General features: G+C 72.6%; 14 protein-coding genes and 1 riboswitch. Of the genes, 8 read left to right on the top strand and 6 right to left on the bottom strand.

The window, feature by feature from the left end:
- Positions 1-20: 20 nt before the first annotated feature.
- Genes DSM112329_RS11790 through menD form a run of 3 tightly spaced genes read right to left on the bottom strand, consistent with a single transcriptional unit; the run spans position 21 to position 3329 of the window.
- Positions 21-1169, bottom strand: coding sequence for a radical SAM protein (locus DSM112329_RS11790; RefSeq protein ID WP_354702013.1), 1149 nt, complete (start codon positions 1167-1169; stop codon positions 21-23).
- Positions 1170-1211: 42 nt separating this feature from the next.
- Entirely contained in the window at positions 1212-1496 is a 285-nt protein-coding gene (locus DSM112329_RS11795; RefSeq protein WP_354702014.1) for a hypothetical protein, read from the bottom strand.
- 60 nt (positions 1497-1556) lie between these two features.
- Positions 1557-3329: a 2-succinyl-5-enolpyruvyl-6-hydroxy-3-cyclohexene-1-carboxylic-acid synthase gene (gene menD, locus DSM112329_RS11800; RefSeq protein WP_354702015.1), complete on the bottom strand. Its 1773-nt coding sequence runs from the start codon at positions 3327-3329 to the stop codon at positions 1557-1559.
- A gap of 34 nt (positions 3330-3363) precedes the next feature.
- Here menD and DSM112329_RS11805 point away from each other — a divergent pair, with 34 nt between their 5' ends.
- A complete protein-coding gene (locus tag DSM112329_RS11805; protein WP_354702016.1) occupies positions 3364-4098 on the top strand; it encodes an alpha/beta fold hydrolase in 735 nt (244 codons plus the stop codon).
- A gap of 34 nt (positions 4099-4132) precedes the next feature.
- Here the strand turns inward: DSM112329_RS11805 and DSM112329_RS11810 are convergent, their stop codons facing one another.
- From DSM112329_RS11810 to menB, 3 genes are read right to left on the bottom strand one after another with little or no spacing between them, the layout of a single operon-like run.
- Positions 4133-5155 (bottom strand): mandelate racemase/muconate lactonizing enzyme family protein, encoded by a 1023-nt coding sequence (locus DSM112329_RS11810; RefSeq protein WP_354702017.1) that lies wholly within the window; start codon positions 5153-5155, stop codon positions 4133-4135.
- 9 nt (positions 5156-5164) lie between these two features.
- On the bottom strand, positions 5165-6043 hold the full coding sequence (locus DSM112329_RS11815; protein ID WP_354702018.1) for a 1,4-dihydroxy-2-naphthoate polyprenyltransferase: 879 nt from the start codon (positions 6041-6043) through the stop codon (positions 5165-5167).
- A 12-nt stretch (positions 6044-6055) separates the two neighbouring features.
- Positions 6056-6895, bottom strand: coding sequence for a 1,4-dihydroxy-2-naphthoyl-CoA synthase (menB, locus tag DSM112329_RS11820; protein ID WP_354702019.1), 840 nt, complete (start codon positions 6893-6895; stop codon positions 6056-6058).
- 24 nt (positions 6896-6919) lie between these two features.
- Between menB and DSM112329_RS11825 the strand changes: the two genes are divergently transcribed.
- The 7 genes from DSM112329_RS11825 to serA all read left to right on the top strand — a co-directional run bounded on the left by DSM112329_RS11825 (position 6920) and on the right by serA (position 15995).
- Positions 6920-8200, top strand: a complete 1281-nt coding sequence (locus tag DSM112329_RS11825) for an AMP-binding protein (RefSeq protein ID WP_354702020.1) — start codon at positions 6920-6922, stop codon at positions 8198-8200.
- A gap of 63 nt (positions 8201-8263) precedes the next feature.
- Complete coding sequence (locus tag DSM112329_RS11830; RefSeq protein WP_354702021.1) at positions 8264-10321, top strand: PKD domain-containing protein; 2058 nt, start codon at positions 8264-8266, stop codon at positions 10319-10321.
- 4 nt (positions 10322-10325) lie between these two features.
- Positions 10326-11186, top strand: a complete 861-nt coding sequence (locus DSM112329_RS11835; RefSeq protein ID WP_354702022.1) for a methyltransferase domain-containing protein — start codon at positions 10326-10328, stop codon at positions 11184-11186.
- A 50-nt stretch (positions 11187-11236) separates the two neighbouring features.
- Positions 11237-12238 (top strand): ketol-acid reductoisomerase, encoded by a 1002-nt coding sequence (gene ilvC, locus DSM112329_RS11840; RefSeq protein ID WP_354702023.1) that lies wholly within the window; start codon positions 11237-11239, stop codon positions 12236-12238.
- A 98-nt stretch (positions 12239-12336) separates the two neighbouring features.
- Positions 12337-12987, top strand: a complete 651-nt coding sequence (locus DSM112329_RS11845; RefSeq protein ID WP_354702024.1) for a hypothetical protein — start codon at positions 12337-12339, stop codon at positions 12985-12987.
- A gap of 144 nt (positions 12988-13131) precedes the next feature.
- Positions 13132-13219: riboswitch (ZMP/ZTP riboswitch) on the top strand.
- 26 nt (positions 13220-13245) lie between these two features.
- A complete protein-coding gene (serC, locus tag DSM112329_RS11850; RefSeq protein WP_354702474.1) occupies positions 13246-14394 on the top strand; it encodes a phosphoserine transaminase in 1149 nt (382 codons plus the stop codon).
- On the top strand, positions 14391-15995 hold the full coding sequence (gene serA, locus DSM112329_RS11855; protein ID WP_354702025.1) for a phosphoglycerate dehydrogenase: 1605 nt from the start codon (positions 14391-14393) through the stop codon (positions 15993-15995). The genes serC and serA overlap by 4 nt, the downstream gene beginning before the upstream one ends.
- Positions 15996-16033 lie beyond the last annotated feature (38 nt).

The raw sequence follows: 16033 nt of genomic DNA on the forward strand, positions 1-16033 counted from the left end.
AGGGCCCGGGGCGCGCGCGGTCAGAACAGGACGCCCTGGATCGGCGGCACCCGCGGCGGCTCGCGCTCTGCGGCCGCCGGACCCGGACCCGGCGCCGGGGGCGGTTGCCGGGCGGGGTGTGCCGGACGGCCACGGGACGACCGGTCCCCGAATCGCACCGCGCGCTCGCTCTCCGGCCGGAGCGAGCCGTCCGCGTTGCGGCTCCGGAACAGGTCGAGACCCTCAAACGACCCCGGGTGCTCGAGCCGGCCCCGCGTGATCAGCCGGCTCAGCCGGACCCGTTCGGCCTCTGGCGCATATGCGCCGCGCGCGTAGAGCTCCTCGTACAGGGGCACGAGGTCCGGCCGCGAGGACCGCAGCCAGTCCAGGAAGACGCCACGGACCTCGCCCCGCAGGTGCAGCGCGATGCCGCCGACGTTCGTCGCGCCCGCCTCGGCGGCCAGCGCCAGGATCGCCTCGACCTGCCGTGGGTCGTCGTTGATGCCGGGCATGAGCGGCGCGATCAGGACGCTCGTCGGGATGCCGCTCCGGTTCAGCTCGGCGACTGCTTCCATCCGGGCGCGCGGGTGGGGCGTGTGCGGCTCGGTCGCCCGCCAGGCCTTCGGCTCCATCGTCGGGATCGACAGGCTCGCCATGAACGTGGTCACCGCCGCGATCTCCTTGAACAGCTCGAGGTCGCGCAGCAGCAGCGGCGACTTCGTCAGCACGGAGCACGGCGTCCGCGAGTCGCGCAGCGCCTCCCAGATCCCGGGCATCAGGCGGTATTTGGACTCGACCCATTGGTACGGATCGGTGTTGGTCCCCAGCGCGACGTGCTCGCGCTTCCAGGACGGCCGTCCGAGCTCGGCGCGCAGCACCTCCGGCACGTTCGTCTTGACCACGATCTCGTGGTCGAAGTCCTCGGCCGCGTTGAAGCCCAGATAGGTGTGCGTAGGCCGCGCGAAGCAGAAAGTACAGCCATGGGTGCATCCCCTGTACGGGTTCACCGTCCAGCGGAACGGCATCGCCGATCGCTCGGGCACCCGGTTCAGCGCCGACTTCGAGCGCACTTCGTAGAACCGGGTCCGCAGCGCTTCCGGTGCGTCGAACGTCCGCACGGTCGCCGGGTCGCGGTACCCCGGAAGGGGGGTGCCCTCGGCGGCTTCGATCGTCAGGTTCTCCCATCGCACGAACATATGTTCGCATGCCGTGCGGACGGGAGAGCGCGCCCTTCAGGGCACCTTGCGCCAGACCGTCAGGACCTCGCGGATCGTGCCGGTCCGGTGGGTGATGCCGCGCTGCAGCGGGTTGAAGACGATGTCGAACCGGCCCGACTCGCGCTGGTCGATCTCGGTGACCACCGCGTGGAACCGCCGGCCCTTCTTGTCCATCTCGACGATGTCCCCGGGCGCGATGCCCTTGGAGGAGAGGCGGCGGATCCGGACCTCGCCCTCGCCGGCGTCGGCCGGGATGTCGAGCAGGCGGGCCTGGCCATCGTCGTCGGGAGGAGCGTCCACGGCGCGTGACGGTACCCGGAGCCCCGGCGGCAGCGGGCGCGAGCTTGCAGCGGCCCGCCGTCAGGCAGAGGTCGCCGGACCCGAGAGCTCCGCCACGACGGCGTCGCTGATCCGCCGGTGCAGCCGCACGTTCTGTGAGCGGTCCGAGCGGACCTCGATCAGCGTCACCCCGTCGGACGCGAGCCCGTGGTCGAGGGCCGCGCGGAACTCCGTCACGGAATCGGCCAGCCGGTGCTCGAGCCCGAACAGCTGCGCCACGTGGGCGGGATCCAGCCCGGTGGGGGTGGCGACGTGCTCCTCGAAGGCATCCCGCTGCGAGGCCACCGGCAGGAAGTCGAAGATCCCGCCGCCGCCGTTGTCGACGACGACGATCGTCAGCGGAAGGCGCAGCCGGTGGGCGGCGAGCAGGCCGCCCAGGTCGTGGGCGAGCGTCACGTCGCCGACCAGCAGGACGACCGGTCCCGCCGACCCGGCAGCGACGCCGAACGCCGTCGACGTCGTGCCGTCGATGCCGTTCGCACCGCGGTTGGCAAGCACGCGCGGCCCGTCCTCGCGCACCGGGAAGAAGCTCTCGACGTCCCGGATCGGCATCGACGCCGCCACGAACAGGGTCGCCGCAGCGGGCAGACGCGCCCCCAGCTCCGCGGCAACGCGGACCTCGGTCAGGTCGTCACCGCCCGCACGCGCGATCGCGCCGGCGGTGCGCTGATCGGCCGCGCGCCACGCGTCGAGCCACGCCTGCGGGCCCACCGGGAGCCCGCCCCCGGCAACCGCCGCCGCCAGTGCCGGCCCGGCGGAGAACGGGAGCCGCAGGTCGATTCGCCCGGTCGGGTCCTGCCACGCGTCCTCGGCGTCGAGCACCACCTGGACGCCGATGGCCGGGTTCGCCAGCCACGCGCGAAGGGACTTGGAGGTCGGCAGGTCACCGACGCGGAGGACGACGTCGGGCACCGTCGCGCCGGCGAAGCCCTCGTGGCGCAGCATCAGGTCCCAGTGGGCGACGGCGGCGCTCCCGCGGCGCGCGCCGGACAGGGGATCGGCCAGCAGCGGCCACCCGACCGCCTCGGCGAACGCGGCAGCCGCCAGGCCCGCCGTCCCGCCGCCGCGCTCGTCGCGCCCGGCCACGATCACCCCGCGCGACGCCGCGCCGAGGATCGGACGCAGCGCCTCGGACGCGCTGCCAGGCCCGGTTCCGGCCGCACCGCCCGTCGACGCCGGCGACCGCGACACCCACGGTCGGCCGTCCGCGCGACCGCCGCCACCCACGGTCTCCTCGTCCGGCAGGTCCTGCGTCAGCACGAGCGGCTCGCGGAGCGCCAGGTTCAGGTGCACGACCCCCGGTCGCCCGTCGACCGCCGTCCACATGGCCCGGCACGCCAGCTGGCGGATCCAGCGCAGGCGGTCGGGCGTCGCGGGATGCGTCCCGACCTCGACGAACCACTTGACCGCGTCCCCGAACAGCTTCACCTGATCGATCGTCTGGCCGGCCCCGATGTCCCGCAGCTCCGGCGGCCGGTCGGTCGTCAGGACGATCAGCGGGACGCGCGCCTCGCGGGCCTCGATGATCGCCGGCAGGTAGTTCGCAGCGGCGGTGCCGGACGTGCAGGCGATCGCGGCCGGCCGGCCCGTCGCCTTCGCGACGCCGAGTGCGAAGAACGCGGCGCAGCGCTCGTCGACGTGCGACCAGGTCGGCACCCGATCGTGCCGGGCGAGGGTCAGGACGAGCGGCGTCGAGCGGGACCCGGGCGACGTGCACGCGCCGGCCAGCCCGCAGCGCGCGAGCTCGTCGACGAGGGCACGCAGGAGGAGGTACTGGTCGACGGTCTCGCTCATCGCCGTGGACCGTATACGCGCGATGATGTCCGCCGTGCCCAGCTCCGATCCGATCGTCCTGCTGCACGGGTTCGCCGGGACGGGTGCCACGTGGGACGCGGTGCGCGCGGAACTGGACGCCGGGCGAACTGTCCACACTCCCGACCTGCGCGGCCACGGTCGGCGGTCGGCGGTCCGGCCCGTCTCGTTCGCGGGCTGCGTCGCCGACGTGCTGGCGGACGCGCCCCCGCGGTTCGTCCTCGGGGGCTACTCGCAGGGCGGCCGCGTCGCGCTCCACGTCGCGCTCGCCGCGCCCGAGCGGGTCAGCGCGCTGGTCCTGCTCGCGACCATGGCGGGCCTGGAGGACCACGAGGCGCGCGCGGCCCGGCGCCGGTCGGACACCGTGCTGGCGCTGAAGCTCCAGCGGGACGGCCTCGAGGCGTTCGCGGCCGACTGGACGACGCAGCCGCTCTTCGCGGACGACCCACCGGCCGCTCGTGCCGCTCAGGTGAAGGACATCGCGCGCTGCAGCGCCGACGGGCTGGCGGCTGCCCTCCGCGGGATCGGGACGGGGGAGATGCTGCCGCTGTGGGACCGGCTCGGCGAGCTCACCATGCCCACGACGGTCCTCGTCGGCGAACGGGACACGAAATACCAGGCGCTCGGGGAGCGGCTCACCACGCTGCTCCCGGACGCGACGCTCACGATCGTCCCCGGCGCGGGCCACGGCCTGCCGCGGGAGGCGCCGCCGGCGGTCGCGGCTGCTCTCGCCGGGGACGCTGCTGCCTGAACCGTCACCAGACGGTCCGCGCCACACGGTCCGGTCAGACCCCCAGGCCCGGCCCCGTCGGCACGCGGATCATCCCGCCCCGCACGCGCAGCGCCTCCGGCACATCGATGTCCAGGGCCTCCAGCGTCGCCAGCCCGCACGCGGCCTGGACCCGCAGCGCCGCGGCCACATGCACCCCGGCCGCGATCCCCAGCGGGCCGTCGAAGGTGGACGCGACGTAGACCTCGGCTCCGCCGGACCGCACGAGGGCAGCCTGCGCCAGCAGCCCCGCGATCCCGCCGCAGCGCGAGATCTTCAGGCAGACCGCATCGGCCCCGCCGGCGATCAGCGCACCCATGTCCTCGGCGGTCTCGTCCATCGACACGCGGGCGGCCACGCGCTCGCGGACGGCGCGCAGCGCCTGCAGCCCGTGGACCGGCTCCTCGACGAACTCGAGGCCGGCGGGGGAGAGGACCTCGATCGCGCGTACTGCCTGCTCCACGTCCCAGGCGCCGTTCGCGTCCAGGCGGAGCAGCATCTGCGGCCCGGCGGCGGCCCGCACGGCCGCGACCCGGCCCGCGTCGTCCCCGACCCCGACCTTCAGCTTGATGCACGAGTACCCAGCGTCGCGGGCGGCAGCAGCCGCCGACGCCGCCGACTGCCGGTCCACCGCGCCGATCGTCGCGTTGACCGGGACGGCATCCAGCGGCTCGTCCGTGAGCAGCGACGCCACCGGCCGCCCGGCACGCCTGCCCGCCCGGTCCCACAGCGCGAGGTCGACGGCGGCGAGCGCCACGGGGATGTCCGCGGCCTCCCGGCAGGCGTCGAGCATCAGGACGCCGGGCGCGTCGTCGTCGTAGGACTGCAGGATCGACGCGTAGACCGCGAGCGCCTCGGCGCAGACATCGAGCGGCACGCCGTCGTACGGGGTCAGCGGCGCCGCCTCACCCCGTCCTGTGACGCCGTCGGCGCCGGTGAGCTCGAAGATCAGCAGGTCGCGCTCGCGGATCTCCCCGAACGCGGTGGGGAGCGGCGTGTGGAGCCGGATGCTCTCGTGGTGCAGCGCAACGGTGGGCAAGCGCCCAACCTACGTCAGCAGGATGCCGCCGGACAACAGCACGCAGAACACGAGCTGCAGCTGCCCGGTCCCTGCGAGCGCGCCGTTCAGGGTCGGCCCGTCGGTGTGGCTGTTGACGGTCCGGACGAGCTTGGCGGCCAGCGGGATCGCCAGGAAGCAGATGGCCGAGGCCCAGCTGATGGGTCCGAAGAGCGCCGGGATCAGCGCGGTGACGAACGCGCCGTAGATCATCGCCGCGTACATCTTGCGCGTCTTCTCCCGTCCCAGCCGGACGGCCAGGGTCTTCTTGCCGACGCGGCGGTCGGTGTCCATGTCCCGGACGTTGTTGACGACCAGGATTGCGCTGGCGAGCAGCCCGACGGGGACCGCGTAGGCCAGCGCCTCCCAGGGCCAGCGCTCGATCTGTGTGAACGTCGACCCGGCGACCGCGGCGACGCCGAAGAACAGGAAGACGAAGACCTCGCCGAGGCCTTCGTAGCCGTACGGCCGCGGTCCGCCGGTGTACAGGACGCCCGCCGCGATCGACAGGACGCCGACGACCAGCAGCTCGTAGCCGGCCTCGGCGACCAGGTAGAGGCCGCACAGGACGGCGAGCCCGAACGTGATGTACGTGGCGATCAGGACCTGCTTGGGCGGGACGAGGCCGCCGGCGGTCACGCGGACGGGGCCGAGCCGGTCCTCCGTGTCCGCGCCGCGCCGGGCGTCGGAGTAGTCGTTCGACAGGTTGGTGCCGACCTGGATGAACAGCGCCCCGAGGAGCGCGGCCAGGAAGATGAGGACGCTGAAGCGGTCGTCGAGCGCCTGGGCGACGGCGGTCCCGACGAGCACGGGGGCGACCGCGGCCGGGAGCGTGCGCACCCGGGCGGCCATGAGCCAGATCTTGACCACGACGTCGCCCGCCTACGCCCGCCGCGGGAACTGGCCGAAGTCGGGCTTGCGCTTCTCGCGGTAGGCGTTGCGGCCCTCCTGCGCCTCCGGGTTCCCGTAGAAGAGGAGGTTCGCGTCGTGTGCGAGCTGCTGGATGCCGGTGTAGCCGTCCTCGTGCGCGTTGAAGGACGACTTCACCAGCCGCAGCGCGAACGGGGACAGCTCGAGCATCTCGCGGCACCACTTGACCGTCTCGTTCTCGAGCTCCGCGAGCGGGACGACCGTGTTGACGAGCCCCATGTCCAGCGCCTGCGAGGCGTCGTACTGGCGGCAGAGCATCCAGATCTCCTTCGCCTTCTTGGTCCCGACGAGATCGGCGAGCAGGGAGGCGCCGAAGCCGCCGTCCCACGAGCCGACCCGCGGACCGGTCTGGCCGAACCGGGCGTTGTCGGCGGCGATCGTCATGTCGCAGCAGAGGTGCAGGATGTGGCCGCCGCCGACCGCATAGCCGGCGACCATCGCGACGACCGGCTTCGGCAGCCGGCGCATCTGGACCTGCAGGTCGGTCACGTGGAAGCGGCCGACCGCGGCGCGGCCGGTGGCGGACGGGTCGGTCATGTACCCGGTGTCGCCGCGGACGTTCTGGTCACCGCCGGAGCAGAACGCGAGCGGTCCCTCGCCGGTGAAGATGATCACGCCGACGTCGGGGTCCTCGCGGGCGACGTCGAACGCGTGCCCGAGCTCGATCAGCGTCTGCGGCCGGAACGCGTTGCGCACCTCCGGCCGGTTGATCGTGAGCTTCGCGATGCCGTCGCCGGACGTCTCGTAGCGGATGTCCTCGTACTCGCCGGCGGGGGTCCAGGTCACTGACATGAGCCGCAGGCTACTTTGACTTGCGTGCACGTCGATGCCTGGCTTCCCCGCGCGGCGCGCGCGCATCCGGACCGGCAGGCCGTCAACGGGCTCACCTTCGCGGACCTCCACGCCGCGGCGCTGCGGACGGCGGCCGGGCTCGACGGGGTGGCGCCCGGGGAGCGGGTGGCGATCGCCCTGCCGCCGGGGGACGACTTCGCCGTGGCGCTGCACGCGATCTGGCTGCGCGGTGCGGTCGCGGTCCCGCACGACCTGCGCCTGACGGACGCCGAACGGCCGTCGGCGGACCACGTCGTCGGTGCGGGGCCGCTGCCGTCCGCCGACCCGGCCGGGTTCGTCGCGGCGTCCCGTCACGACCTCTCCGCGACCGCCGCCATCATCCAGACGTCGGGGACGAGCGGCGCGCCCAAGCCCGTCGAGCTCACGTTCGGCAACTGGCTGTGGAGCGCGCTGGGCGGGGCCACCGCGCTGCGGTCGCCCGGCCCCGAGCGCTGGCTGTGCGCCCTGCCGCTGAGCCACGTCGGCGGCCTGTCGATCCTGGTGCGCGGGGTGATCACGGGCTCCGCCGCGCTGGTGCACGAGCGCTGGGACACCGCACGGGTGGTGCGCGCGCTGATGGAGGACGACGTCAGCCTCGTCAGCGTCGTCCCGACCACCCTCGCGCGGCTGCTGGACGCCGGCCTGACCGCCCCGCCCGCGCTGCGGTGTGCGCTGGTCGGCGGCGGCCCCGTGGCGCCCGACCTGCTGCGCCGGGCGGCGGCCGCCGGCGTCCCGGTCGCCCAGACCTACGGCCTGACCGAGACGTGCTCGCAGGTCACGACCCAGCAGCCCGGGGACGACCGGCCGGACGCGGGGGCGCCGCTCTTCTGCACGCGCGTGCGCGTGGCGGGCGACGGCGAGATCCACGTCCGCGGGCTCACCGTGGCCGGCGACGACCCCGCTCTCGAGCTCGCCACCGGCGACCTGGGCGTCCTGGACGGCGACGGGCGGCTGACCGTCGTCGGCCGCAAGGCCGACACGATCGTGACCGGCGGTGAGAACGTCGCGCCGACCGAGGTCGAGGCGGTGCTCGCCGAGCACCCGGCCGTCGCCGAGGCCGCGGTCCTGGGCCGGCCGGACCCCGAGTGGGGGGAGGCGGTGCACGCCCGCGTCGTCCTGCGCGCCGGCATGAGCGCCGACGCCGCGGGTCTGCGCGCGCACTGCGCGGCGCGGCTCGCCCGGTTCAAGGTGCCGAAGGACGTCGTCGTCGTGGACACGCTGCCCCGCACCACGTCCGGGAAGCTGCGCCGCCGGGACCTGCGCTGACCCCCGCACGGAGAAGCGGTGTGAAGGGGAGCACCCGTCCAGCCGGCGCACTACGATGCGCGGATGCTTCGTGGGGGGACACTCATCAGCGCTGCCGCGGCCGTTCTGGCGGCCGCCGCCGTGCCGGCGGCCGCGCAGGCCGCGGACACCTACACGGTGGACAAGGCCGCTGCTGAGGGGTGCAGTGCGGCGAAGGTCTGCAAGACGATCGCGGCCGCCGTGGCCGCGGTGGCCGACGGCGACGCGATCACGGTCCCTGAGGGCTCGTACGACGAGCCGGCCATCGCGCTCACCAAGAAGAACGTGAAGATCACCGGCGTCGCCGGGAAGACGACGGTCAACGTCGCGGCCCCCGCCACCGCCGGCGATCCCGCCTTCAAGATCATCGAGGGGACGCAGCTGGACGGGCTCACGATCGCCCCCGGCATGAACAGCGGCCCGGCGGTGCTCGTCACCGGGGTCGGGACGACGTTCCGCAACGGCGCCATCGTCCGTCTCAGCCCCTCCTCGTCCGACGCGCCGGCCTACAAGGTGGACCCGCTCGTGGGCTCCGGCGTGAGCACGCTGAGCCGCATCACGATCCTCAACGGCCCGGCCGGCTCGACGGGTCAGACGCAGCCGGCGATCGCCGGCAACGGCACCTCGTCGCTCGCGGTCAACGACGCCGTGGTGATCTCCGGCGTCGGGAACGGCCCGGCGCTCGGCATCACGGGCAGCGACACGACGGGCGCCACGCCCGCGCCGAACACGGTGCTGCGCAGCTCGCTTATCGCCTCGAACCCCGCGGCCGACGCGCTGTCGTTCACGAGCGCGGCCGGCTCGACGACCAAGAAGGCGCTGGAGGTCGACACCACCATCCTGCTCGGCGGCGGCAACGCGTCCGGTGTCAAGGTCGCAAGCCTCACGTCCGGCACGCCCACGGACTCGGCGGGCGACCTCACCGCGACCTTCAAGCACGTGACCATCAGCGGCGCCGGCAAGCCGTTCTTCGTCGACGCGGGCGCAGCGGCGCTCGGCACCGCGGTCGGCAACATCGCCGTGACCTTCGAGCGCTCGATCGTCCAGGGCAAGGCCCCTGGCACCGTGAAGGCCTTCACCCCGCTGCTCGGGCTGCTGGGCGCCGCGAGCACCGCCGACGTCACGATCAAGAACTCGGACACCGACACCGGCGCGTTCACCCAGGCCGGCGGCGGCAAGGGCAAGATCACGAAGACCGACAGCGACGGAAACACCGCGCCGTCGGGGCTCTTCGCCGACCCCGCCAAGCTGAACTACAACCTGCGCATCGACGCGCCGGTCATCGACAAGGGCGGCGCGTTCGTCCAGGGCGAGAGCACGACGGACGTCGCCGGCGTCGACCGCAGGACCATCACGACGGACCTCGGCGCCTACGAGTTCGTCAACCACGCACCGGTCGCCGGCGCGACGACGAACACCGTCAAGCCCAAGCAGAACGAGGTCGTGACGTTCGACGCGTCCAAGTCCTTCGACTTCGACCCGGGCGACCGGATCGTCTCCTACAAGTGGTTCTTCGGGGACACGCAGGTGGCCGAGACCACGACGCCGACCACCACCCACGCCTACAGCGTGCTGGGGATCTTCAACCCGACGGTGACCGCGGTCGACACGAAAGGCCTCGAGAGCCCGGCCGGCAAGATCGCGACGCTGGTCGTGGGCGACGGGGCCGCACCGGTCGTCGGCGTCTCCAAGCCGTCGCGCGGCGGCAGCTACGCGATCACGGTCAAGTCGCGGGTCGGCGGCAAGATCAAGAACGTCTTCGACAAGGACCTGCTTAAGAAGGTGATCTTCGCCGGCAAGGCGACGGACGCGTCCGGCATCAAGTTCGTGCAGATCTCCATCCAGCGCCTGGCGATCGGGTCGGCGACGGTGCCGGCGAGCCCGAAGACCTGCGTCTTCCTCGGCACGAACAAGACGACCTTCCAGACGGCCAGCTGCAAGAAGCCCATCTTCTTCACCGTGGCGAACAAGGACGGGGTCTTCAGCTACCACCTCAAGAGCACGGTGCGGCCCAAGGCGGGCAAGTACCAGCTCGCGGTGCTCGCGGTCGACGGCGCGGACGTGCTGTCGAACGCGTTCACCGTCCCGTTCACGCTGAAGTAGCCGGGTGAGCCTCGAGGACGACGTCGCCGAGTTCCGAGCGGCGAGCCGTGACATGTGGGAGGAGGGCGCCGCGGGCTGGTCCGCGCGGCGTGCCGCTTTCCAGGCCGCCACGGCGCCGGTGTCGGCGTGGATGGTCGACGCGATCGAGGCCCAGCCCGGGCAGACGGTCCTGGAGCTCGCGGCCGGGGCGGGGGACACCGGTCTGCTCGCAGCCGAGCTGCTGCGCCCCGGGGGCAAGCTGATCTCGACGGACGGCGCCGAGGCGATGGTCGCGGTCGCGCGCGAACGGGCCGGCGAGCTCGGGCTGATGGACATGGTCGAGGCCCGGCCAATGGAGGCCGAGTGGATCGACCTCGAGACGGCGACCGTCGACGCCGTCCTCTGCCGCTGGGGCTACATGCTCCTCGCCGATCCCGAGACCGCGCTACGCGAGACGCGCCGCGTCCTGCGGATGGACGGGCGTGTCGCGCTCGCGGTGTGGGACGTGCGCGAGGTCAATCCGTGGCTGGAGACCCCGTCCGCCATCGGCGTCGAGCTCGGGTTCATGGAGCCGACGCCGCCGGGGCGCCCCGGGCCGTTCTCGCTGGCCGACCGGGAGGAGCTCGAGGACGTCATCGCCACCGCCGGCTTCCAGGACATCGTCATCGACAGCGTGGACATCAGCTTCGCGTTCCCGAGCCTCGACGAGGTGTGGGAGACCCAGTTGGACATGTCCCCGACGCTCTCCGGCCTGACCAAGAAGCTGACCCCGGCGGATCACTACCGGCTACGGGACGCGTTCGACGCGCGCCTCGGCGAGTACGTCGGCGCCGACGGGTCGGTGGCCGTCCCGGGGCGCACGCTCGTGGCCGTCGCGAGCGCCTGACCCGGACCGCCCGACGGGGAGGCGCGGCGCGGCGCTATCGTCCCGCGCCCATGTTCTACGACGACGACGCAGACCTGACCCTCCTCGACGGCAAGACCGTCGCGATCATCGGCTTCGGGTCCCAGGGCCACGCCCACGCCCAGAACCTCAAGGACTCCGGCGTGAACGTCGTCGTAGGCCTGCGCGAGGACTCCTCCTCGGTCCAGAAGGCCAAGGACGCGGGCCTGGAGGTGCTGTCGATCGCCGACGCCGCCAGCAAGGGCGACGTCGTGATGATCCTCGTCCCGGACGAGCTGCACCGCACGGTGTGGGAGGAGGAGGTCCGCGACGGCATCGCCGAGGGCAACCTGCTGCTGTTCGGCCACGGCTTCTCGATCCTGTACGAGGAGGTCGACCCGCCCGCCGGCGTCGACGTCGGGCTCGCCGCGCCGAAGGGCCCCGGCCACCTCGTGCGCCGCCAGTACCTCGAGGGGTCGGGCGTCCCGGGCCTGATCGCGATCCATCAGGACGCGACCGGCAACGCGCACGCGCTGGCGCTGGCGTACGCCAAGGGCATCGGCTGCACGCGCGGCGGCGTCTTCTCCACGACGTTCAAGGAAGAGACCGAGACCGATCTGTTCGGCGAGCAGGCCGTCCTGTGCGGCGGCGCGTCCGAGCTGGTCCAGGCCGGCTTCGAGACGCTCGTCGACGCGGGCTACGACCCGCAGATGGCGTACTTCGAGTGCCTCCACGAGCTGAAGCTGATCGTCGACCTGATGTACGAGAAGGGCCTGGCGGGGATGCGGTACTCGATCTCCAACACCGCCGAGTACGGCGACTACAGCCGCGGCCCGCGCGTCATCACCCAGGACACGCGCGACGAGATGAAGAAGATCCTCAAGGAGATCCAGGACGGCGACTTCGCCCGCGAGTGGATCGCGGAGAACCGTGCCGGCCAGGAGAACTTCAAGCGCCTGCGCGCCGAGCAGGCCGCCAAGCCGATCGAGACGACCGGCAAGGAGCTGCGCAAGATGATGGCCTGGATCGACGACTCGGGCTTCGCGCAGGGCTGACCCGCCGCTTTTCCCTGCTTGTCCCTCGGGGCCGCCGGCGTGCGGCCCCGAGTCGTTCCCGGGTCAAGCCACAGGCCGCAGCTGCCGATGGGCGGGGAGTGTCGCGCGCCGCGCTCGCCCCTGTCCTGCTGGTGGTCCTCGCCCTGCTCGCGGTAGGAGTCGTCGGGCCGCGGACCCAGGCTCGCGTGGCGGCCGCGACTGCTCCGGCGCTGCCGGCCCGCGAGGCGGGGCTGCGCTTCGCCGCGGGGACGCATCCGCTGGACCAGCAGGCTGTCCTCGCCGCGATCGCCCGCGCGCAGCCCGAGGCACGGCGCCTGATCGACGTCGTCGACGGCGCGGTGACCATCGAGGTCGGCCCGGCAGATGCCGCCAATGCGGCCGGCGTCGCCCACATCCGGGGTGGCGAGGCCCGGGTCGTCCTGGACCTCGGGGTCATCAGCCGCCGGTTCGGCGAGCGCGGCGTCACACGGCTCGTGCTCCACGAACTGGCGCACGTCGTCGACCACCTCCTCGTCCCGGACGACACAGCCGCGGCCCTCGACGCGGCGGTTCCGCAGGGTTACGGGTGCGCTGCCGGCGACCGGGACCCGTCCTGCGCGGGCCGCTCGGACCGCGAGGAGCGGTTCGCGGAGTCGTTTGCGAAGTGGGCGGTCGGCGACATCGGCATGGACCTGGACTTCGGCTACCGCGTCCCGCCGCCGACGTCCCTGACGACCTGGGGCGCCCCGATGTCGTCCCTCTCGGGCTGACCCCTACGGCACGCCGGCCCCGCGCCCACCACCACCACCACGCGCTGGGGGGGCATGGCGGGCCGTATGGGGCGCCGTGGCCGCCGCAGACCGACCGGGAACGGGATCGCAACAGTCATGCCGCAGGGTGTCCGCTATCCTCCGGCAGGCCTTCGCGACTGGCGTTGTCAGGTGGGTCACCACCGGGGAGCGAGGGCGTTGGAACCACATGCCGCGCGCCTGGGCACCACCCTGTTCCCGACCTCCGCGGAGGCACCAGTGGCGCCGAGCACCGACATCCTGCAGATCCCTGCCGACCTCAAACCCGCCGACGGCCGTTTCGGCTGCGGCCCCTCGAAGGTCAGCCAGAGCCACTTGACCGCGCTCGCCACGGTGGGCGCCAAAGTCATGGGGACGAGCCATCGACAGGCCCCCGTGAAGAACCTCGTCGGCGAGGTCCGCGACGGCCTGGCCAACCTCTTCCAGCTCCCCGAGGGCTACACCGTCGCCCTCGGCAACGGCGGCTCGACCGCGTTCTGGGACGCCGCCACGTTCGGCCTCATCGAGCAGCGCTCGCTCCACCTGACCTTCGGCGAGTTCTCCAAGAAGTTCTCGAGCTGCGCGAATAACGCGCCCTTCCTCGACGACCCGATCATCGTCGCCGCCGACCCGGGCGGCGCGCCCGAGCCGACCACCGACGCCAGCGCCGACGTGCTCGCGTGGGCCCACAACGAGACCTCGACCGGCGTCATGGTCCCGGTCACCCGCCCGGCGGACGCGACGCCCGACCAGCTCGTCGTCATCGACGCCACCAGTGGCGCCGGCGGCCTGCCGCTCGACGCGTCGGAGGCGGACGTCTACTACTTCGCGCCCCAGAAGTGCTTCGCCGCCGACGGCGGGCTGTGGCTCGCCCTCCTGAGCCCGGCCGCCCAGGAGCGCATCGCGAGGATCGGCGCGTCCGACCGCTGGATCCCGGACTTCCTGAGCCTGACGACCGCCCTGGACAACAGCCTCAAGAACCAGACCTACAACACGCCCGCGCTCGCCACGCTGTTCCTGCTGAACGAGCAGGTCAAGTGGATGAACGACGGCGGCGGCCTGGACTTCACCGTCGGCCGGACGACCGCCAGCAGCGACCACCTGTACGGGTGGGCCGAGAGCAGCGATTACGCGACCCCGTTCGTGAGCGACGCCCAGAGCCGCAGCCTCGTCGTCGGCACCATCGACTTCGACGACAGCGTCGACGCCGCCCAGGTCGCCAAGACCCTGCGCGCCAACGACATCGTCGACACCGAGCCGTACCGCAAGCTCGGCCGCAACCAGCTGCGCATCGCGATGTTCCCCGCCGTCGAGCCCGACGACGTCAAGGCCCTGACCGCCTGCATCGACTACGTGGTCCAGAACAGCGACACAGAGGTGAAGGCATGACCAAGGTCCTCGTCGCCGAGAACATCGGCGAGTCCGGCATCGACCTGCTCAAGGAGCACTTCGACGTCGACGTCAAGACCAAGTGGGAGGACGGCGAGCTGGCGAAGGAGATCGGCCAGTACGACGGCATCCTCATCCGCAGCGCCTCCAAGCTGACCGCCGAGCTCCTCGCGGAGGCGACGAGCCTGAAGGCCATCGGCCGCGCCGGCGTCGGCGTCGACAACGTCGACGTCCCGGCCGCGACCAAGCGCGGCATCATCGTCGCCAACGCGCCGCAGTCGAACGTCGTGACCGCTGCCGAGCACACGGTCGCCCTGCTGCTGGCTCTCGCCCGCAACATCCCGCAGGCCCACGCGTCCCTGGTCGCCGGCCGCTGGGACCGCTCGAAGTACAGCGGCGTCGAGGTCATGGACAAGACGCTCGGGATCGTCGGCTTCGGCCGCATCGGGCAGCTCGTCGCGCAGCGCGCCCAGGGTTTCGGCATGAAGATCATCGCGTTCGACCCGTTCGTCGGTGCCGAGCGCTACAAGGAGATGGGCGTCGAGAAGGCCGAGTCCTCCGAGGACATCTACGCGGTCGCCGACTTCATCACGATCCACCTGCCGAAGACCCCGGAGACCGAGGGTTGGCTCAACGCCGCGGCGTTCGCGAAGATGAAGGACGGCGTCCGCATCCTGAACGTCGCCCGCGGGCCGCTGATCGTCGAGGACGACCTGGTCGCCGCGCTCGACTCCGGCAAGGTCGGCGGCGCCGCCCTCGACGTCTTCAAGACCGAGCCGATGACCGAGTCGCCGCTCTTCGGCCGCGAGAACGTCGTCGTCACGCCGCACCTCGGCGCCTCGACCGCAGAAGCCACCGACCGGGCCGGCTTCCAGGCCGCAGAGCAGGTCGTCGCCGCCCTCACCGGCGGCAGCGTCACGAGCGCGGTCAACGTCCCTGCCGTCGCTGCGGAGGACCTCGAGATCCTCGGGCCGTTCCTCCCGCTGACCCGCCAGCTCGGCAAGCTCGCCATGGCGCTGGTCGAAGGGACGTCCCTGGACGCCGTCGAGGTCGAGGAGTTCGGCCGGATCGCCGAGCGCGACACCCGCCCGCTCGGCCTGCAGGCCCTGCTCGGCGTGCTCGACGGCAAGACCGAGGAGGACCTCAACGAGGTCAACGTCCTGAGCACCGCCGAGGAGCGCGGCATCGAGCTCGTGGAGACCAAGCGCACGAGCGCCCGCGACTTCGCGGACCTCGTCCGCGTCAGCGTCGTCGCCGGGGACCAGCGCGTGCGTGTGGTCGGGACGGTCGTCGGCTCCAAGGCCCGGCCGCACCTGCTCGAGGCGTGGGGCCAGCGGTTCAACCTGCAGCTGTCGGACCACATCGCGCTGTTCCGCTACAGCGACCAGCCCGGGATCGTCGGCCGGGTCGGCATGGCGTTCGGGCAGCACGGCGTGAACATCGAGTCGTGCGCGGTCGGCCACGTCGAGGACGACACGATCGACGGCCGCGCCGCGGTCATGGTCATCACGACCGACGGCCCGGTGCCGCAGACGGTCGTGGACGAGCTGGTCGCCAGCGACGGCTTCGTCGACGGGCGCTCGGTGACGTTCCGCCACTAAGGGACAGGGTCGTCCGGGTGGGGCGTCGCCGCGGCGCC

This window comes from Paraconexibacter sp. AEG42_29 (assembly GCF_040581415.1).
GTDB lineage: Bacteria > Actinomycetota > Thermoleophilia > Solirubrobacterales > Solirubrobacteraceae > Paraconexibacter.